Source organism: Terrimonas rubra (genome assembly GCF_042686025.1).
Classification (GTDB): Bacteria; Bacteroidota; Bacteroidia; order Chitinophagales; family Chitinophagaceae; genus Terrimonas; species Terrimonas rubra.
Genome location: NZ_JBHUOZ010000003.1, coordinates 653,908 through 672,976, shown reverse-complemented (window position 1 = coordinate 672,976; position 19,069 = coordinate 653,908). Strand labels below are relative to the sequence as shown.

Below are 19,069 nucleotides of genomic sequence, written 5' to 3'. Positions count from 1 at the left end.
CAGCAAATAAAAAAACATTTACATTTGCTGCCCGTTGCCCGGGTGGCGAAATTGGTAGACGCACCGTCTTCAGGTGGCGGCGCCGCGAGGTGTGCTGGTTCGAATCCAGTCCCGGGCACCGAAAAACCTTGTAAACAACAGTTTGCAAGGTTTTTTTAGTTTAAGCCCCTCCCCTTTTATTGCCGGTTTAAGGTTCACAGGGGATCAGATTAATTGATAAGAAGTTTTATATTCCTGCATTCAATAATAATGTACTCATCACCCGTTATTGAATTTCCTGGTGACCGGACATTTCATAAAGCGGCAGAATAATAATCAATGATACCAGAAGATCATACATACCACAATTACAGATTGCCGGTTCCGGAAGAATTTGAACCAGTATTCTCTCATTTTTATTATGCAGAGAATAATTCTTCAGGTCCGCTGACTAAAACACTGCTGCCATCCTTTCAAACTATTATGGTATTTAACTTCGGTACTAAAGCCCGCCTTGTTTCCGGTGCACAAAACGAAATTGAAGTAGATAAATGTATCGTGCTTGGCCCCATAAAGTCTGCATTTGACTATACCCTTCCCCCGGGAGCGCAGATTTTAGTGGCCAATTTTAAAGGTGATGCGTTTTACCGCTTTTTCGGCAGAGCATTTCTTTCCGGCCACCTGCCGGTAAACCCTGACGAAGTAATGGAAGAAAACTGCTTTACCTATTTGTGGCATCAGTTAAATAGCATCACCAATACACAAGATAAGGCAGACCGTATCCTTGATTTTTGCAGACCTTATCTGAGATTGCAGGACAGTACTGCCGCTTTGCTGGCGAACTTTAAAGACGATACATTAAACCCCATCAAGTCTGTGGCAGATGAAACCGGGCAGACCGAAAGGAATATACAGCTGATGCACAAAAAACATTTTGGATATAGTGCAAAAGAAGTGAGCCGATACCAGCGTTTTATCAAAGCAATCGGGCTGATCCAGGACATTCTTTTATCCTCTAAAAACATTGACTGGTTTGAGATCATAGCTACATGCGGCTATTACGACCAAAGCCAGCTTATCCATGATTTTAAACACTTCATCAACCTGTCTCCAAAAAACTTTGTGAGGTTTCAGCAGGATATTTGCCAGGCTTCTCCTGAATAAGCCTTTTCGTTTTCTTACAATTTTTCCGCCCGCTGTCATTCTACTTTTGTTTTGTTCAATTACTTAAAAACAAAAAGAATGAAACATCTTATTATTTATGCCCACCCCAATACCACAAGTTTAAACCACCTCTTCAGGCAGACCGTTGAAGCAACACTCCTGCGACAAAACCATGAGGTGGTAGTCAGGGATTTGTACCAACTTAATTTCTACCCAGTATTATCCCTTGAAGACATTGCCGGGCAACGCAGAGGCATTGTTAGCGATGAGGTAAAAAGAGAGCAGGAGTACATCACCTGGGCAGAAGCAATCACTTTTATTTACCCGATATGGTGGACAGGTATGCCTGGCATTATGAAAGGTTATATTGACCGGGTATTCAGCTATGGATTTGCCTACCGGTACGATGAAGGCGTGCAAAAGGGTCTGTTTAACGGAAAGTCGGCATACATTATCAACTCGCATGGAAAATCAAAAGTAGAATATGAGGCATCAGGCATGCATGATGCCTTAACATTAACCTCAGACAAGGGTATTTATACCTACTGCGGCTTCGATATTAAGCAGCATTTCTTTTTTGATCGTGCCGACCGTGCATCAGCCGGGACTATTGAAGCATGGCAATCTGCAATTATTAAGACTTACACCGCAAACAAGGTTGAGATCTCATAAGACATGGAAGGATGGCTGGTTTCATGAATGCAGGCAAAATTCAGAACGGACCCGAACAATCGCCGGATATTTGGCTAAGCAATTTAAAAGCTGAAGCAGAAAAACAATAATCAATTATTTACCCCTTAAAAAATTTAAAATGGAAAAAGTAACAAAAAAAACTTTCGACAAATCAGTGTACAACCCTTATGTGTTTGCTACTTACAAAACAATAAAAAAATTCCTTAAATACAGCTTTTATATTGCCATACTGTATTTTGCGTATGAAGGCTTTATGGCCTGGAAATAAAGTAACACCGATTGGCGCACAACTTAAATCCCTGTCCAAAGCAGGGATTTTTCCTTTGTTACCTAGCAGCCCATTTACTAAAAACCGCAATTTTCGGATTTAATACCCCAGTCCCTGCATCTAATTTTATACCACTAAAAAATCACAAAGTGGAAAATATAGAAACACGATTAGGCGCTAAAGATTGGCCGGCAATCACAAAAGAGTTACACGACAGAGGTTTTGTAATTGTGCGGGATGTGCTTAGTAAAAAAGAATGCGATGCGCTCATTACCGGATACAATACAGACAATACCTACCGGAAAACAATCAGCATGGAGCGTTATCGTTTCGGGCAGGGTGAGTATAAATATTTCCGGTACCCATTGCCGGAACTGATTACCATAATGCGGGAAAGAATTTACGCGGAAATAGCCCCTGTTGCTAATCAATGGATGCAGGAACTGAATATTGACAAACAGTTTCCCGCAACACATAAAGCCATGACAAAACTTTGCAGGGAACACGGGCAGGAAAAGCCGACAGTCCTCATTTTAAAGTATGGCAAGGATGGTTTCAATACACTGCACCAGGATTTATACGGGGAGATATATTTCCCGATGCAGCTGGTCTTTATGCTTGACCAGGCGGATAAGGATTATACCGGAGGCGAATTTGTAATAACCGAGCAAATACCCCGTGCACAATCAAAGGCAAACGTATTAAAACCTAACCGTGGTGACATGATCATCTTTACTACCAATTTTCGGCCGGTAAAGGGAACCAAAGGTTATTACAGGGTAAATATGAAGCATGGCGTTAGCCCGCTTCACAGTGGTAACAGGCATAGCCTCGGCATTATATTTCATGATGGACTCAGCTAAGGGTAAATCAACAAAATATAAAAGCCGGAATAATGAAAGTGCCAGACGATCCCTTAGGCTTTTATTACAGACAAACGGAACAACATGATACACCATATAGATATGGGGCGAACGGTTGAGGAAAGAAAAAAAGCCATCGGCGCTTTAATCCGTAAAGGGAAGGTCAAATTTGGCGGTTATAGAAAAACGAAAATATACGGCCTGCTTACCTGTTCATCAGGTAAAAGAATGAAAGTTGAGAACCGTGTTTTCTTTAAAGACGAGACCGAAGCATTCAATAGCGGGTACAGGCCCTGCGGCCATTGTATGAGAGAAGAATACAAGCAATGGAAGAGAGGAAAAAGAAGTAACCTGTAACAGCAAAAACGCAGGTTTCGGATTGAATGCGCTATTTAATAAAAGTAAATTTGTTATAACAATTTAAATATTGAACAATGGAAACCCAACAGGAATATGACTATAACAGAGTTGCTTCTGCTATAAGTTATTTCAAAGAAAATTATAAATCGCAACCGAAGCTGGAAGATGTGGCTGAGCATGTTCACCTGAGTCCGTTTCATTTTCAGAGAATGTTCCAAAACTGGGCAGGGGTAACACCCAAACAGTTCTTACAGTATCTAACAGCGGAGTATGCAAAGGATATGCTGAAAACAACGAGAATGAGTTTGTTTGATGCAGCATTCGAGACAGGATTGTCAAGTGTAAGCAGACTGCATGACCTGTTTATCAAAGTGGAAGGAATGTCGCCGGGAGAGTTTAAGAACGGAGGTGAGTCGCTGCATATTAATTATTCATTTGCTGATAGTCCTTTTGGCGAAATACTCGTTGCGTCTACTACAAAAGGTGTATGTCATATGGCATTTATTGACAACGGACGCCAGGAAGCATTTGAAGTGCTTAAGTCCAATTTCCCCAACGCAAAATACAACCAGGTGGTAGACAGGAATCAACAGAATGCGCTGTTTGTGTTTACACGGGATTGGAGCAAACTGGATGAGATAAAACTACACCTGAAAGGCACCGATTTTCAAATTAAAGTATGGGAAACCTTGCTGAAAGTACCGGCCGGTGGATTTACAAGCTACGGTGACCTGGCGGCCAATGCTGGTTATGAAGGTGCCTCCAGGGCGGTAGGAACCGCTGTTGGTAGTAACCCCGTTGCATTTCTTATTCCCTGTCACCGTGTAATTAAATCCACCGGTGAAATTGGTCAGTACCATTGGGGAGCGGTACGTAAAAACGCCATTATTGGTTGGGAAGCTTCCCGGCAGGCAATCATCCGGGGTTAATTGTTTTATTCCGGCAAGTATTAAGTTGCCAGTATTACCAATGTACACAGGCATATCATTCACCTCGGTTATGGCTATCTCTTACAAAGAGATGCCGGCGCCGAAATCCCTGCGACCATCAGCGGAACAAGAAATGTGACGACATACGGAATAACGGATCGGCTATATCCTGACAGGATGAAGCATATACTTCTGAAGCACAAACATTGGTAATAAAGTAGCTACTATGAGGAGGTTTTTATCCCACCCTATTTATGCAGACAGAAAGTATGATCAATTGAAAAACTGACATTTTTTGTGACGATTTTTCAGCATAATATACTCTGGCATTTTTTGTGAAAGTTAACACCTGAAAACCCTTAAAAAAAGGAGGTTATTATGACAACAACAATTGCAAAAAGACAAAATGGCGCACCATCTGTTAGTTTTGGAAATGTAGTTGATAACTTCTTCCAAAATAACCTGCGTCGTTTCTTCGATGACAATTTCTGGGATTCTGACAATGGCTTAAACAAGGGAAATGTGCCGGTCAACGTCCGGGACACAGGTCAACACTATGAGCTCGACGTGGTAGCACCGGGATGCCGGAAAGAGGATTTTAAAGTCAGCATCGAAAACAATGTGCTGACGGTTTCCTTTGAACAGAAACAGGAAGACCACCAGCAAGACAAAGATGCCGGTTGGGTTAGGAATGAATATATACAGCGTTCCTTTAGCAGAAGTTTTACCCTGGATGATACCGTTGACGTGGAAAAGGTGAATGCAACTTATAATGATGGTATTTTAAAGCTTACGTTGGGTAAAAACGAAAAAGCGATAGCCAGGTCAAAAACCATCGAAATCAAATAAGGCATCGCAACTATGATCATTTGTTAAACAAGCAGGCTCCGTTTAGCCTGCTTGTTTTTTTATTCCTATTAGCATCTATTAATACTTGTTGTCTCATTCACCCATCACATAGGCAACTTTAAAATCTTTCACCAGCGGCTGCTCAGACGGTTTTACATTAAAGTTATGAGCTATTTTATTCCGACTATTTTATCCAATCCTGCACGAGCGCTACAACGGCTATAACGAACGTATTAAGGATTTAGAAATTATCATAGAGAACCGCCCGGTTTTTATTAGATTGTGTACAACAAAAACTATCAAAATTTAAACCCGAAGCCAAATACTAAAACATGACAACCGTAAATTCATACCTCTACTTCAACGGAAACTGTGAAGAAGCATTTAATTTTTATAAAAACGTCTTTCAGAAGGAATTCACCTATCTTGGACGATATAAAGACGTTCCCCAAACCGACAGGCAGGTTTTTCGGGAAACAGATGAAAAGATCATGCACGTTTCATTGCCTATTAGTAAAGAGACCGTTCTGATGGGTTGTGATAATAGCGAAATACTTAATGAATTATCGACGCATAAGCATTTCTCTCTTATTGTTCATACTGACGAAAAGCAGGAAGCAGACAGATTGTTCAATGAACTATCCAACGGCGGACAAATAAAAATGCCAATGAACCTGACTTTCTGGGGATCTTATTACGGCATATGTATTGACCCATTTGGCATTATGTGGAAGGTAACAACCGAGGCAGGGCATTGAACGGGCCGTCATTTACACATATGATAGTTGATAATAAAGGGGCTATAAGTCCCCTTTATCTTTTGTAATCGTGCCCATTGTCAGGAGTCCCCGGTGCAGTAACCTGCAATCTGTATTCCCCCGGTTCACCAATAGTAAAAACGACTTCGCCATTATCATCTGATACTACATTGATAGCTCCCCAATTATTACCCGGACTTGGATTTTTGCCGCCTTTTACCACAATACCGCCAATGGGAGTTCCTGTCACCAGTGCATTAGGATCACCCGTTTTATTGCTTTTCAGCACTTCCACACGGCGGCGTTTTGATTTATTTGGTTTAGAGGCCGCTACTCCTTTTTCACTGATGCTTTTTTCGCCGGGTGCCGGTGCGGTGAACTGTAATCTGTACTCGCCCGTTTCGGTGGCAGTAAAAAACACTTCGCCATTGTCATTGGTTACAAGATCAAAATTGCCTCCGGGATTTTTACCGCCTTTTACGATAACGCCTTTTATGGGCTGTCCGGGATGTGCAAAAGTAGCAGCGTCTATACGTTTCACACCTTTTTCGTTAATGCTTTTTCCGTTGTTGCCTGGATCTACGGCAACATTTCTTGCCTTTATATTTCTTACTGCCCCCATTTGTGTATCGTGGCTTCCGTTTTTTATTTTTAAATCATCCGCAAGCGGTGTCAGTGTTGTGATATCGGGACAAAGGATACACATACAAAAACCATTCACGCAGTTGCAGTCATAAGTGGTAGTAGTACCATTTGCACTTGTACAGGTACTAGTAGTACAATCGGCACATTGCTGCACGATGGCTGTTGGGTTACCGGCACCTACCCCGTTTCCGTTGGTTGCCACAATGCCCTTTGTAACGATAACCTGTGTTGCACCTGGAATAGAAATAATTGCAGCCAGATCATCCTGATCGCCGAGATAGCTGTAGGATCTTCCATCTTTGGATACAGCAACTCTTTTGCCTTTCCAATCATTTTGAGATTTCACTTCTCTGAACAGTTCGGGCTTCAGTGTGGCTGCGCCATCTTTTTCACCCATCACGAACAGATTGGTCAGGTAATCAATTTTGATCTGCTGTAATGCTTCAGGACTCCCGGCTGTATTTATTAATCTGGCTATTTCGCTATGCGCCTGCCAGCTGTCATAGCTTTTTTTTGACGACCAATAACCTGATGTGCCGTCAGCCACTTTCCCAACTGCTGCTCCAAGCAATGATGCTCCCTGACTCAGGGCGTTACTGCCGGACTGCATGCCGGTTGCCACTTTTTCGCCAAAATTCTTACCCTGCGATTGTTTAGGCGTAGTGGGTGTCATTGATAAACGGCCTGCTGCATAGGATGAAGAACTTGCACCGCTTCCTTTTGATTTACCGATTGCAAGAGAAATTCCCAGGTTAACTTCCAGGCCCTTATATTTTTCCCTGCCGGAGACAACAGACCAGGATCCGTTTTGCATCTGCTGGGGTTCATACATATTTTGCTGGTTAAAACCACCTTGCGGCAGCCAGTTTTGTGTTGTGTATTTTATTTCCGGGCCCATGATATAGGCAGAACTTGCAAATAATGACAAAGAAGGGGCGATATCATAACCTATTCTCAATTGTGGTTTAAAAACAATTCCGCCTGAACTTTTCTTTTCTCTTTTCACAAGATCTTTGTCTTGTGATTGTCCATTGGCGGAGTAAGTGCCGGTTTGGGTAAAGCCCTGCAATGTAAAATAGGAATAACCTGTACTTACCACCGGGGAGATATGAAAGTTTCCAGACCTGAACATTGCCTGTACGCCAACTAATCCCGACAAACTACCTGAAGAGTTATTCTTTTCGCTTACAGAAACGGTGTTTGTAGCAGCATAAACCTGGTACTTGTCAGCAACTGCCTTATTATCGGGAGCGCTGTTTTTAACGCCTGCATAATTTACTGCTATATTGGCCCCGAGTGTAAATCCGCTGCCTTTTACGCTGCCGTCCCAGCCTTTCCGGTATAAGGGCACAAAAGCATCCGCCTGTGCATTGAAGCCGTTTTTCGATAGGTCATTGTGGGACAAAATTCCACCTGCGGACAAACTGAGTCTTGTATGGTTGCTCCGGGAAGCATTTTGGTTGAATATTTTGGTTTGCTGGGCAAATGCGGCCTGCATTGAAACTATCAGGAGGCATACACTAATTGTTGCTTTCATCGTGGTCAAAGGTTTTAGGTTTGATATATGGCTATATAAACCCGTTCCTTGAAATGTTACCCCATTGGTTCTGCAAACCCGGAAAATCATCCTTCTGCTGAAACAAAACCCAGCCTGCAAAATTTTGATAGTTAATGAATTATACCGGCAGCTTATTAAGTGGTATTTAATAAGATATTTCCAAGTTTGCAGCCTGATAACAATTGGTGAACTATCCTGTAAAGTATTATTCCCCGGGAGTATGTGAATTCCGGTCCCGGCACATTCTGAAAAAAAAATAAAGCCCGTGAATCAGCGATTTACAGGCTTTATTTTTGGGTTCATTTGTCCTGAACCTTAGTTTACAAATTTTTATTGACTGGTATGTAAGGTTAACAATGATGATCGTTACCATGCCGGTCTGAAGACCTATTCATCCTGGTGGTAAACCTTCTTCCGGTTAAGGATATAACGAATACTGAACGCCGCATTGATGGAGGTAAATCCATCTTCGCCTGTAAAATAATAAGCCGGGCTCCAGTCTACCTGCAGGTTGATCGGCGAGTTGAGTATACGCCAATCAAAGCCAATGATCCCGCTTACCCCTACTCCTTTGCGTTTAAAATGATAAGTGGGTCCGCCACCAATCAATGCTGAAAATCGCTTGCCGGCAAGAGGCGCATGTTTTTCAAACAGCGCAGAAAGGAACATACCGTCAAATTCTTTGGGAAAATCCTTCGCGGCCACTGTTTCAAAAGCAAAGTTTTCACCGAAGAATTTTTTATACGTAACGCCCACCGAGCCACCACCACGTAAGCCCAGCATGGACTCCCGCGGACTATATTGTGCCAATACCCATTGCGACAAGAGCAGGCATGTCATCAACACAACCAGATGGTATTTTTTCATACGTTTTGTTTTTAAAACAGGTACTTAACTGAATAAGTACTGCTGAAGATAGTTTGTATAACCGGGTTGGCCTGTGCCGGGCAAATTTTCCCGCAGCAACCCGATCAGTATCTTAAAGGATTATTTTTTTCCACCTAATTTCAAAAACACACCCACGTCAAAAGTCCAGAATTTATCGGTTGCTTTTGCATCAATACCTGTGGTAATACCCGGTACCATAATATCATCTTTATCACCCGATCCGAATAATAAGTTATAACCGGCTTGTCCAAAAATCCCTACCGGGCCTAATTCTACATTCAGACCAACTTTAGGCGCTGCTCCGAAATATGTTTTTTTATCCTTCGTATCGTAATACGAACTACTTCCGTTGTTTTCAGTCATGGAAAAAACATACTGGGTAAAATAAGCTCCCACATCTGCCCCTACGTAAGGACGTAAAAGGCCTTCACCGAAATAATAATCCACAGAACCTGTTACCGGAACAATGGTATTACCCCGTGCAATTTTATAGTTTGTTCCGCCAATAGTGGTGTTCTCCGTTTTCATGTCTTTTGGGTAGGCTCTCACACCAAGACCGATGGCTACTTTATCAGCCAATAAAACTTTAGCGTGTCCGCCAAATCCCCATTGCGAACTTCCAGTTCCTTCAAGTCGTGAACCATGTACACCAAACTGAACCTGGGAAAAAGAAACGACAGAAATTGTTAAAAACGCGAGGGTAAAAGTCAGAAGATAACTAAGCTTCATAATAATTAAATTGAAAGGTTAACATTTGTTTTTTATAAATTAGCTAGCCGGCAGTAATAAGTAAAAAACCGTGCCAACACTGTAATAATATGCTACAACAATGTTACAGGGTTTGTATACTTAAACATATTACGGCGCTCCTATCTTAAAAGCTTTAAAGCAAACGTTTTCATAGTCCATCCAGATCAATCATGTATTTATTGCAGGCGGAATATTTTCTTTTCGTTAACTTTTACAGATGCAGTCGCCTCCAGCGGTTACCAAAATAGTAAAAGGTGATATGGATTACCCCGGGCTTAACCGGTATTATTAAAATAAATTGGGAGAACCTAGACAAGTTCTCCCATCTCTTAAACTATTATCCTAAGAAAACTCTCATATTATATAGAGTATTTACAGGCTGGTTAATACGCAAAAAATTATAAAATTTTATTAACAGGCCTTTGGTATTTAGCAAAACTATAGCATCCATTCTTTTGTGTGCATATTCCAAAAGCTTATATGCTATATGAAAGATTGATAGGCCTTACTATCCCGCTGTCCGTATTACATGCCGATACTTTTTAATGACGTATTTAAATCATCTATCCGTTGACTATTTACGGCTTATAAGCGATATTAACTCTTTGCGGGGCACATAGACATCATGAATAAAAACCGGAGAGCCTAGACAGGCCCCCCTCGTTTTTGCAACTCACACTGCTGAGAAAGTATTTAAAATGGTTAAAACTCCCAATTGATCCAACTGGTGGCATTCACGGCATCTACCATATCATAAGTATCATTGATCTGTACAAAAATATAGCCCTGTGCATCTATCATTTTTCGTAATACAGGTATAAAAGTGTTAACTGAAGCCGTCCCGGGATCATTACCAAAGTACAATCCTTCATCTGCTCCCGCGGCCAGTGAAAATGTAATACGTCCATCCGGCATAAAATTGGGCGGACTTATAACGCCCGGTGCAAAACGACGTGTTAGTACATTGGCAATCCCATAAACATAACCGAAGGCATCGTACATCGTTCCATTATACACGCCATTTTCTGCCTGGTACATCAGATGCCTGTAAAGAGGTAAGCTTGCTACCCTGTATGCATCATCCACACCGTTCACCCGGAAACCTGTACGTGAGAACCAGTAATCGTCTTCGTCCCTGCTCTTCTCCCACCACCTTCTTGGAGCACTTATATCTACCTGCAAAGGAGCCGTAAAGCCTACGGGGCGTACAGTCTGGCCATTGATCGAAAAAGAAATTGTTGTAGTCGCATTATCCCATACCGGATTACTAAAACTTTTGAAACTAACGCCGTTAGCCATAAAAGGAGTAAAAAATACAACCCCCGCCGGCATATAGGAATAAGCCGTTGTTTTTTCCCTGTATGTACCTCCCTCCATCCAGGCCATTTTCAGCTGCTTTGTTCTTGGATTTACTACTAATTCATAAGTAGTATTTCCCAGCTCAAAACGTTTAAAATAATTTAAATACTTTTTTGATAAACTATCAAATACTAAACCGGGAAACTCGTTATTGGCAAAAGCTGCAGCATCTTCTGTTGAAGCGGGACGTAAAACCATTTTACTGTCATGCATTCTTCCCCGTAAAACAATCGAGTCTGTATTGCTCGCAGACGGATCATAGGCAAATTCGAAATCGGATCTTAAGCCAACACCATTTTTACCACCATTCACTGAGCCGTCGGGATCAGCAAAAGTATGCAGGTAGGAATAAGTATCAAACATCAGTACCGGCTGTTGCAGGGCTTTCAACCGGTAACTGCTTTCCTTGGGTACCGTACCATTGGTCACATCAGGATTCACCATTACCACACGATTAGCGCCATGGAATTGGAAATAAAAACCGGTGGTACGACCAGTGCCGGTAGTCAGGAAAGCATTCCAGCCCGCGGCTGCAGTAACCAGCCTTGCCTGCAGGCTATCGAGGGTTTTGGTGATTCTTTTATCGGTTGATTCAGCAAATACCGTTTCATCAAAATCCTTTTTACAGGCATTTAATACCAGCAGGATCAATAACAGGGGCAAATATTTTTTCATCTATAAAAAGTTTAAGCAGTTAAGGTTAAATAAAACGCTCCAGCGCTGTACGGCAACGTCGCTGCAGGCTGTAAAAATCAATATTCCAGGCCTGGCGGAAATAACTTACCACTATCGCCTCTTTTTGGCGGAGGTAGGCCTGCGCCTGTGCCCGGGTAGTGCCATTTATACTTGTACCCGAAGGTATCCTGTTGATAATGGCATCAAAACCGGCTTTCCCTTCTACCAGCATAATAGCGATCATTTCCACAAAGTCATCATCGTAATTAGAGGAGCCGTAAGAAGTAACAAATCCATCTTTCCTGGCTGTAGCATCATCAATATTGATCCAGTTACCGCCATTGAATAAAGCAGGATTTACCTGTTTAAAACTTTGCGGGTACATGATGTTCTGGTGCAGGATATGTCCGAATTCATGATGGATGGTTTGTAAAAAGAACTGTTTAATAAAGGATGAATCCCTGGCTGCATTATAACCGTTCATACCTCTTACCCTAAAAGAATTACAGGAGTACAAAGCGATCTTCCTGCCGCCTTCGGCAGTGCCCAGTGTAATAGAGCCATTGGAATTATAGGCATTACTGCCAGACAGCACAAATGTTTTAGGCGAATATTTATTAAAAAAAGCAGCACCCACTTCATCAATATAAGGTTGTATCCAGGCCTGCCGCAACATAGACCAGATAGCAATTATTTTAGCTTCATCCGGCGGAACCAATGTCCGGTTCAGGTCAAATTCAAACTGGTCCCATTTGTATTTTACCTGGATATTATACGGTCTCACAAGACTATCATACAACCAGTTGTCAATATCCGACCGCTCCCAGGTATCTCCTCCCAGGCCAACTATATCATCCACAGCGTCCAGGTTATCCTTATCCCGGTCACAGGATACAACCGTTCCCGCCAGTATAAACAGTAAAAAGTATTTAATCATTTTTTTCATTGCACTTATTTTTAAAATTAACGGGGGTTTAGAGGAATACCGGATAATACCGCAGTAGCCGGTATCTGTAATACCCGGCGCGGGTCACCGGCTCTTACGTCCACCACACGGTCTACCGAGCCGGCGGTGGTTCGTACGGTATGTGTTACGGTGAGCCCGTATCGCTGAATATCGAACCAGCGCAGGCCCTGGAACGCAAATTCCATCCGGCGCAGGCCAATAATCCCTTTCACAGCAGCCGTATCTATATGCTGGGTCCCGGCATAGGTCCTTAACCTGGCTTCGGTTACGGCATGACTGGTAGCATTATAATTCTGGGCACGTTTACTTATATAGGTGTTCATATCTGCAATAGCTCCCGGTGCATCACCCAGGTAAGCCCTGGCTTCGGCCCGGTTAAACAATACCTCCTCTGCATCAAATAAGGGTACCATGATATACGGATCTCCAAAATTGGCATTAATAGAAGCCCGTTTAAAATATTCTCCGAACTTGGGAATAAAAAAGTGAGGGGCTACACCATATACCTGATTCTCAAACTGCCAGGTAGGACCAACATTACAAATATTCCTGACAGCAAAACATTCATTCAGGATATCAAAAGTGTAGGCATAACGATAATCTATAGCATTACGGCCATATAGAGATCCTGCTTCCGCCAGTATTATATTAGAAGGCAACGAACTTTTAGTATATTCAAGTCTCAGATCTGCAGAACCCATCGCATCCCACTCGGCGCCATTCCAGGGACGCAGCTGATCGGCAAAATTGTTGGCCGGGAAAACCGCGTTCGCATGTTCCAGTACCCTCGCATAATCTCTGAGCACCAAATAAAAGCGGGAGGCGAAAGCATGAGCAGCCGCCTTGGTAAAATGATATTTTGGTACTTCATAGCTATTGTCCTGCAGCAACGGAATACCTTCCAATAAATCCGTTTCAATTCTTTGATATACATAGGCCACCGTTCTCCTGTCGTAATTTTTATTCACCACATCTTCCGGCTGGTCTACATAAGGTATACCCATATCACTTGCAGCTGTGGCCGGGTTATAAAAAGGAGAAAAAAAACATACCAGCATAAAATGCGCATAGGCCCTGGCTACCAGCGCTTCCCCTTTTTGCGCGTTGAATATTTCCGGGGTAGCCGATTTACGGATAATATCGAGTGCATGATTGGCTACCGCAATTGCTTTATACGCTTCCACCCAATACATCTGGGGAGATTCCAGCTCAGATGGCTGTGCATTGGTTTCTTCAAAACGGTAACAACTGCTATTAGTTACGTTATCCTCACCTACTGATTTATCATCCGCATTATCTGACATCGCTTCACAAAAAGTCATATAACTGGCTTTAGGATAAGCTGAAATCAATAATTGTGACATTTGCGCTGGTGTTTGAATGCTCGCCCGGTTACTGTCGGGTTCTTTCTCCAGGAACTTATTACAGGCACTGGTGAAGGTGATGATCGTTGCCAGTAAGACAACGGTATATTTTTTCATGGTCTTTTGTTTGTGGTAATTCATCATAAACCTAGTTTTACTGATAAAACAACTTGTTTCTGTATAGGCTGGGCTACACCACCTGTATTGTAAAACTCAGGATCCTGTCCTTTCAGTTTTTTATCTGAGTAGATCAACCAGGGATTAATGGCCGACAGCCCTACACTGGCGTTGCTGAAGCCGGCCCTGCTAACCCAGCGGGCCGGAAGGCGGTAATTGAGTGAAACAGATTTCAAACGGATAAAATCACCTTTAGCCACACGCTGGTCTGAGAAGTTATAGGTGTTATAAGGATAAACGCCACTTAAATTATTAACGTACAGCCGGTCCACTATAGCCGGAACCGATGTGGTGTTTTCTTCGCCACCCTGTACCCAGCGATCAATAAAATCAACCGGCAAAGCGCTCCAATCCGAATAACTGGTATTAAATACAGGTGCCAGCCTGATCTTATTACCGGCCTGTGAGGTAACCAGCACATTCAAGGTAAAATCTTTATAAGATACCGTTGTACCCAGGCTACTGTTATAGGGTGGATCTACAGGTCCTTCGTATTTCAGGTTGGCCGTATTGGTACTTTGGTAATAAACATTGGATGATGTTTCACCTTTTTCATTTAAAAACAAGGGTATCCCCGAGTTATGATCCAAACCACTGTAACGTACAGAGAACAGGGAGCGTACCGGGTAGCCTACCACATTATACCCGTCGGCCTGTACCAGGTCAAATAATATCGGCAGGTTGGAGAGGTTGGTGATTTTTGTTCTGGCATAACCAAAAGTAAGTTTTGCATTCCAGGTCAAGTCTTTACTTTTTACCAGGTTAGCATCCACAGCTATATCCCAGCCATTTGATTTCAGGTTGGCATAGTTGGCAAATTTCCAATATTGTCCGCCAATGCCGGATGTACTGACCAGGTCGATCAGGTCAAAACTCTTACGCAGGAAACGGTCAATGGTAAAAGAAAGTTTCCCTTGTAACACACCAAACTCCAGGCCTATATTACCACTGTATTGTTTTTCCCAGGTAAGCTCACGATTAGCCAGGGACGCCAGCTCAATACCGGATTCGCGGTCTACAGTCCACTGACGGTTAGTGATATAATTACGTAATAATACATCGGCATTGATAGCCGGGCCCATATCACCTGATAGTCCATAACTACCACGCAGCCGGGCAAAATCAAGCCATTGTATATTTTCAGCAAATTTTTCTTTATCAATATTCCAGGCTCCGGAAATACTCCAGGTAGGCAACCAGCGGTTTAAAGCAGCTTTTCCAAAACGGTTAGAACCATCGTAACGGCCATACAGGCTGATATTATATTTTTTATCAAAACTATACCCCGCCGTTGCATAAAAAGCAGCAAACCGGTCAAAGTTCTGTCCCATGCCATAATAAGGAAAGTTAGCTTCAATGGTTTGTTTCAGTATGCGGTAATCAATAAAGGGAATACCGCCCTGTTCATACTGGTAACCATAACCGGTATTGTTGGCTGATTTGCGATTGGTGAACTTCACTTCCTGACCAACCAATACATCAACACTATGTTTGGTTTTAAAAGTATTGCTATAATTAATACTGTTGCGCACATTATAAAAGATCAGTTCATCTTCTGTGCGGTTATAAAATCCACCTTTGGGTAATACGATCTCTTTTTCCGCCTCCGGGTTATCAGGATCCTGGTACAGGTAATTATTAGCGGCCCTGATGGTACTGTTCTTGGCCGACCGGTAAGCGTTGGCCATATTAGCCTTCTCTCTTATCTGGTGTTCCCTTCCCGTTTTAACCATACGCATGGCTCCCAGGAAATCATAACGGAAGTTTTTGGCAAACTTGTAAGAGAGGTCACCCTGCAGGCGCAGATCGATCATATTGATCGTGATATAGTTGTTGGCCAACTCATCAATAATATTGAAGGGCGTAAAATTGCGATTGAAGTATTCGAGATTTCCTTTCTCATCATAGGCTGTAACGGCTCTGCTGGTGTTGAGTGAATAGCTGAAAGGATTGATATCAAAGTCACGGTCATAGCGCCCTTCAACCGGATTGCTTCTCCTGGCCAAGGCTCCTGGTGCCCGCTGATCACGAACGGAGCCAAGCGTAGAAAAACTACCGGAAATTTTTTCAGAAAATTTATAGTTATTACGGAAGTTCAGTGTATACCTTTTTACTTTATCGCCAATGGTCCAGCCATTGTCGCCCAGAAAACTGGTAGAAAAATAAGATTGAGACTTTTCAGTTCCGTATTGGATACTGATAGAATGCTCCTGCATAAAGCTGTTGCGGAATAACAGGTCAAACCAGTCCGTATTGGCTTTTGCATAACGCATCAGGAAATCGCGACGTGCCTCCGGGGTATTTTCCAGTGGAAAACTACCATTATCATCCCCTACCAGACTCTCATACAATTTACCATACATAGCATTGTTAGATTGTGAAAGTACGTCTGAGTTCATGAAACCTTTTCTTTCCAACTCGGCCATTACCGACATCTGCTGTGCCGAGTTCATAATATTAAAACCATTATAAGTTGGCTTTAGCTGTGAGCTGAAATTACCCACATAACTCACCTGGGCTTTCCCGCTTTTACCTTTTTTAGTAGTAATAACAATTACACCATTCATAGCCCTTGCACCATATAATGCAGCAGCAGAAGCATCTTTCAAAATATCAAAGCTTTCAATATCGTTGGGATTTAACCCTGCCACAGGCGAGCCTAACAAAGTGGTTGGATCCCCGCTCGTAAGCTGGTCATTTGAAATATTGACAATGTCTTCCAATACCACACCATCAATTACCCATAATGGTTTATTGGCACCATTTAAAGAAGTAGCGCCACGGATACGCACTTTAGGAGCAGCGCCAAATGTGCCTGAGGGATTCTGGATGGACAGGCCTGCTGCCCTGCCTTCCAGCATGCGGCTTACGTCGGTCATACCATCCAGCTTTACCTGGTCGGCTTTCAAGGTTACAGCTGATCCTCCGAACTTTGTTTTATCAATTCTCTGAAAGCCGGTAACCACCACATCTTCCATCGTCTGCACTTCCTGTTGTAATACAATGGTGATATTTGTTTCATTCTCTACTTTATACTGCTGTGCTTTATAACCGGCAATAGAAATTTCCAGTATCGTACCATTGGGAATATTGGTCAGTACAAAGCTTCCGTTCTCTGCAGTAACGGTTCCCTGCATCGTTCCTTTGATACGTATATTAACACCACTCAGGGGTTCACCTTTTTCGTTTTTTACCACACCCTTCAGGTCTATCACTTCAATGGTCAGTTCATCAGTCATTGCATTGGTGTTCGCGATGTTTTTTCTACGGATCACCACTGTTTTTTCAACAATATCATACACCAGCGGCTGATCGGCCATGCATAAGTCTAAAACTGTTCGTAACGGTGCATTGCTTACATTAATGGTCACTTTCTTAGCCGTTTTCAGTATTTTATTTTCATACCAGAACCGGTAATCAGTCTGCGATTCAATTTTCTTTAATAAGGTTTCTATCGAAGCATCTTTCTCGATCAAAGTAATTCCCTGTTCGGGTTTTGCTATCACCGAATGCACGATCACCAATAATAATAACAGCAACAGGCCGCTTTTCACATAACATTCTTTTAATGGTGGGATTAGTCTTCTCATAATTAGCATTGAGGGGTTTTATTACAAATGTTTTTATAGACAGCCCCGGTACAGGGTTTAAGGCAACAGGGTCAGGGTATTACCCTCCAGTTTACAGTTAACTTCGCTTAACCTTAATATTTCCAGCACCTTGCTCAGGCTCAGTGACCGGCTTATATAACCGCTAAACAACCTGTCGGCATTCGTGTTTTTAAATACTATATCCACATCGTACCACCGGCTAAGGGCATTCATTACCGTTGATAATTTGGCGCCATTGAATTTAAAAGCACCATCTTTCCAGGCCATCACTTCTTCCAGGTCAACATCCGTTAACACCAGCATATCATTACTATTACCGATCATTGCCTGCTGGCCCGGTAACAGCACATGTGTTTTATTGTTTTCCCGGTTACTTACTTTTACAGAACCATGTAAGAGGGTGACTGTCCTCTTCTGTTCCTCCGGGTAAGAACAAATATTGAATTCGGTACCCAGCACTTCCACTTCCATCACTCCGTTATCCACAATAAAAGGTTTGGATACATCTCTTTTTACGTTCAGGTAAACCTGGCCGGTTACCTGTATCTTTCTCTGCCCGCCGGTAAAAGCTGTGGGGAAATAAATAGATGAAGCTGCATCCAGCATCGCCTCGGTTCCATCAGGTAATTTTATTTTAAACTGACGGCCGCGGGGTGTGCTCACAGTATGGTATTCAACCTGTTCATTTGGTCCAGTTGTTCCGAAAACATAGGTAATGGCATCGCCTTCCTTTACAATCTTCACCGGGCTTTCCGTGGCCACAGCACCATTAGCTATTTCATCCAGCACAATTGTTTTATTACCCGGTAAGGTTAATATAGCCCCGTCTTTACCCGGTGCAATATCATCTACAGGTGTTACAACCATCTCAGCCTTTGGCTTTGATGTATTATTTAACCACCTGTAAGTAATGCCCGTACCCAGCAGTAATATAAAGACGGCCGCTGCCCGCCACCAGTAGGTGCGTAAAGTCTTTTTCCTCCTGTCAGTTGCAATTCTTCTTTTCAATTCGCTCAGCATCTCCGCTTCTAATTTGCCAAGCGATAGCTTTGTCCTGCTAATTACCACGATCAGTTCTTCATCAGCCACCTGTTCATACCAGGCATGTAATAACTTAGCCTCGGCTTCAGTAGCTTTATCATTCAGGTACTTGTCTGCCAATACAGCGAGCTCTTCCTTATTCAATACCACTTTTTTAAGATCAGACATAAA

At 42.6% G+C, this 19,069-nt stretch carries 16 protein-coding genes and 1 tRNA gene; 9 read left to right on the top strand and 8 right to left on the bottom strand.

Going from position 1 to position 19,069, the window contains the following annotated elements; genetic code table 11:
• Positions 1-36: 36 nt before the first annotated feature.
• The 9 genes from ACFS6H_RS12250 to ACFS6H_RS12210 all read left to right on the top strand — a co-directional run bounded on the left by ACFS6H_RS12250 (position 37) and on the right by ACFS6H_RS12210 (position 5,863).
• Positions 37-118, top strand: a tRNA-Leu gene (locus ACFS6H_RS12250).
• 200 nt (positions 119-318) lie between these two features.
• Complete coding sequence (locus ACFS6H_RS12245; protein ID WP_386098933.1) at positions 319-1,143, top strand: AraC family transcriptional regulator; 825 nt, start codon at positions 319-321, stop codon at positions 1,141-1,143.
• Positions 1,144-1,221: 78 nt separating this feature from the next.
• Positions 1,222-1,815, top strand: a complete 594-nt coding sequence (locus tag ACFS6H_RS12240) for an NAD(P)H-dependent oxidoreductase (RefSeq protein WP_386098930.1) — start codon at positions 1,222-1,224, stop codon at positions 1,813-1,815.
• Between the two features lie 139 nt (positions 1,816-1,954).
• Positions 1,955-2,104 (top strand): hypothetical protein, encoded by a 150-nt coding sequence (locus ACFS6H_RS12235; protein ID WP_386098927.1) that lies wholly within the window; start codon positions 1,955-1,957, stop codon positions 2,102-2,104.
• A gap of 149 nt (positions 2,105-2,253) precedes the next feature.
• Positions 2,254-2,967 (top strand): 2OG-Fe(II) oxygenase, encoded by a 714-nt coding sequence (locus ACFS6H_RS12230; RefSeq protein WP_386098924.1) that lies wholly within the window; start codon positions 2,254-2,256, stop codon positions 2,965-2,967.
• Between the two features lie 84 nt (positions 2,968-3,051).
• A complete protein-coding gene (locus ACFS6H_RS12225) occupies positions 3,052-3,324 on the top strand; it encodes an Ada metal-binding domain-containing protein (protein ID WP_386098921.1) in 273 nt (90 codons plus the stop codon).
• A 77-nt stretch (positions 3,325-3,401) separates the two neighbouring features.
• The gene (locus ACFS6H_RS12220; protein ID WP_386098918.1) at positions 3,402-4,256 is read left to right on the top strand and encodes a methylated-DNA--[protein]-cysteine S-methyltransferase; all 855 of its coding nucleotides are present in this window, start codon (positions 3,402-3,404) and stop codon (positions 4,254-4,256) included.
• A 378-nt stretch (positions 4,257-4,634) separates the two neighbouring features.
• Complete coding sequence (locus tag ACFS6H_RS12215; RefSeq protein ID WP_386098915.1) at positions 4,635-5,105, top strand: Hsp20/alpha crystallin family protein; 471 nt, start codon at positions 4,635-4,637, stop codon at positions 5,103-5,105.
• A gap of 332 nt (positions 5,106-5,437) precedes the next feature.
• Positions 5,438-5,863, top strand: coding sequence for a VOC family protein (locus ACFS6H_RS12210; protein WP_386098912.1), 426 nt, complete (start codon positions 5,438-5,440; stop codon positions 5,861-5,863).
• Between the two features lie 55 nt (positions 5,864-5,918).
• On the opposite strand, the gene ACFS6H_RS12205 is transcribed toward ACFS6H_RS12210, so the two are convergent.
• From ACFS6H_RS12205 to ACFS6H_RS12170, 8 genes are all read right to left on the bottom strand, one after another.
• Positions 5,919-8,045, bottom strand: coding sequence for a hypothetical protein (locus tag ACFS6H_RS12205; RefSeq protein ID WP_386098909.1), 2,127 nt, complete (start codon positions 8,043-8,045; stop codon positions 5,919-5,921).
• A gap of 408 nt (positions 8,046-8,453) precedes the next feature.
• Positions 8,454-8,933 (bottom strand): hypothetical protein, encoded by a 480-nt coding sequence (locus ACFS6H_RS12200; RefSeq protein ID WP_386098906.1) that lies wholly within the window; start codon positions 8,931-8,933, stop codon positions 8,454-8,456.
• A gap of 120 nt (positions 8,934-9,053) precedes the next feature.
• A complete protein-coding gene (locus tag ACFS6H_RS12195; RefSeq protein ID WP_386098903.1) occupies positions 9,054-9,683 on the bottom strand; it encodes a hypothetical protein in 630 nt (209 codons plus the stop codon).
• A 723-nt stretch (positions 9,684-10,406) separates the two neighbouring features.
• A complete protein-coding gene (locus tag ACFS6H_RS12190) occupies positions 10,407-11,738 on the bottom strand; it encodes a DUF4302 domain-containing protein (protein WP_386098900.1) in 1,332 nt (443 codons plus the stop codon).
• A gap of 25 nt (positions 11,739-11,763) precedes the next feature.
• The gene (locus ACFS6H_RS12185) at positions 11,764-12,684 is read right to left on the bottom strand and encodes a zinc-binding metallopeptidase (protein WP_386098897.1); all 921 of its coding nucleotides are present in this window, start codon (positions 12,682-12,684) and stop codon (positions 11,764-11,766) included.
• A 17-nt stretch (positions 12,685-12,701) separates the two neighbouring features.
• Positions 12,702-14,213, bottom strand: a complete 1,512-nt coding sequence (locus tag ACFS6H_RS12180; RefSeq protein WP_386098894.1) for a RagB/SusD family nutrient uptake outer membrane protein — start codon at positions 14,211-14,213, stop codon at positions 12,702-12,704.
• Entirely contained in the window at positions 14,210-17,836 is a 3,627-nt protein-coding gene (locus ACFS6H_RS12175) for a SusC/RagA family TonB-linked outer membrane protein (RefSeq protein WP_386098892.1), read from the bottom strand. The genes ACFS6H_RS12180 and ACFS6H_RS12175 overlap by 4 nt, the downstream gene beginning before the upstream one ends.
• 57 nt (positions 17,837-17,893) lie before the next feature.
• Positions 17,894-19,066: a FecR family protein gene (locus tag ACFS6H_RS12170; RefSeq protein ID WP_386098889.1), complete on the bottom strand. Its 1,173-nt coding sequence runs from the start codon at positions 19,064-19,066 to the stop codon at positions 17,894-17,896.
• Positions 19,067-19,069: the final 3 nt, after the last annotated feature.

Excerpts from the sequence above, each read along its gene's own strand:
- ACFS6H_RS12245 (WP_386098933.1), top strand. The coding sequence starts at position 319 with ATGATACCAGAAGATCATACATACCACAATTACAGATTGCCGGTTCCG.
- ACFS6H_RS12240 (WP_386098930.1), top strand. The coding sequence starts at position 1,222 with ATGAAACATCTTATTATTTATGCCCACCCCAATACCACAAGTTTAAAC.
- ACFS6H_RS12235 (WP_386098927.1), top strand. The coding sequence starts at position 1,955 with ATGGAAAAAGTAACAAAAAAAACTTTCGACAAATCAGTGTACAACCCT.
- ACFS6H_RS12225 (WP_386098921.1), top strand. The coding sequence starts at position 3,052 with ATGATACACCATATAGATATGGGGCGAACGGTTGAGGAAAGAAAAAAA.
- ACFS6H_RS12220 (WP_386098918.1), top strand. The coding sequence starts at position 3,402 with ATGGAAACCCAACAGGAATATGACTATAACAGAGTTGCTTCTGCTATA.
- ACFS6H_RS12215 (WP_386098915.1), top strand. The coding sequence starts at position 4,635 with ATGACAACAACAATTGCAAAAAGACAAAATGGCGCACCATCTGTTAGT.
- ACFS6H_RS12210 (WP_386098912.1), top strand. The coding sequence starts at position 5,438 with ATGACAACCGTAAATTCATACCTCTACTTCAACGGAAACTGTGAAGAA.
- ACFS6H_RS12205 (WP_386098909.1), bottom strand. The coding sequence starts at position 8,045 with ATGAAAGCAACAATTAGTGTATGCCTCCTGATAGTTTCAATGCAGGCC.
- ACFS6H_RS12200 (WP_386098906.1), bottom strand. The coding sequence starts at position 8,933 with ATGAAAAAATACCATCTGGTTGTGTTGATGACATGCCTGCTCTTGTCG.
- ACFS6H_RS12195 (WP_386098903.1), bottom strand. The coding sequence starts at position 9,683 with ATGAAGCTTAGTTATCTTCTGACTTTTACCCTCGCGTTTTTAACAATT.
- ACFS6H_RS12190 (WP_386098900.1), bottom strand. The coding sequence starts at position 11,738 with ATGAAAAAATATTTGCCCCTGTTATTGATCCTGCTGGTATTAAATGCC.
- ACFS6H_RS12185 (WP_386098897.1), bottom strand. The coding sequence starts at position 12,684 with ATGAAAAAAATGATTAAATACTTTTTACTGTTTATACTGGCGGGAACG.
- ACFS6H_RS12180 (WP_386098894.1), bottom strand. The coding sequence starts at position 14,213 with ATGATGAATTACCACAAACAAAAGACCATGAAAAAATATACCGTTGTC.
- ACFS6H_RS12175 (WP_386098892.1), bottom strand. The coding sequence starts at position 17,836 with ATGAGAAGACTAATCCCACCATTAAAAGAATGTTATGTGAAAAGCGGC.
- ACFS6H_RS12170 (WP_386098889.1), bottom strand. The coding sequence starts at position 19,066 with ATGTCTGATCTTAAAAAAGTGGTATTGAATAAGGAAGAGCTCGCTGTA.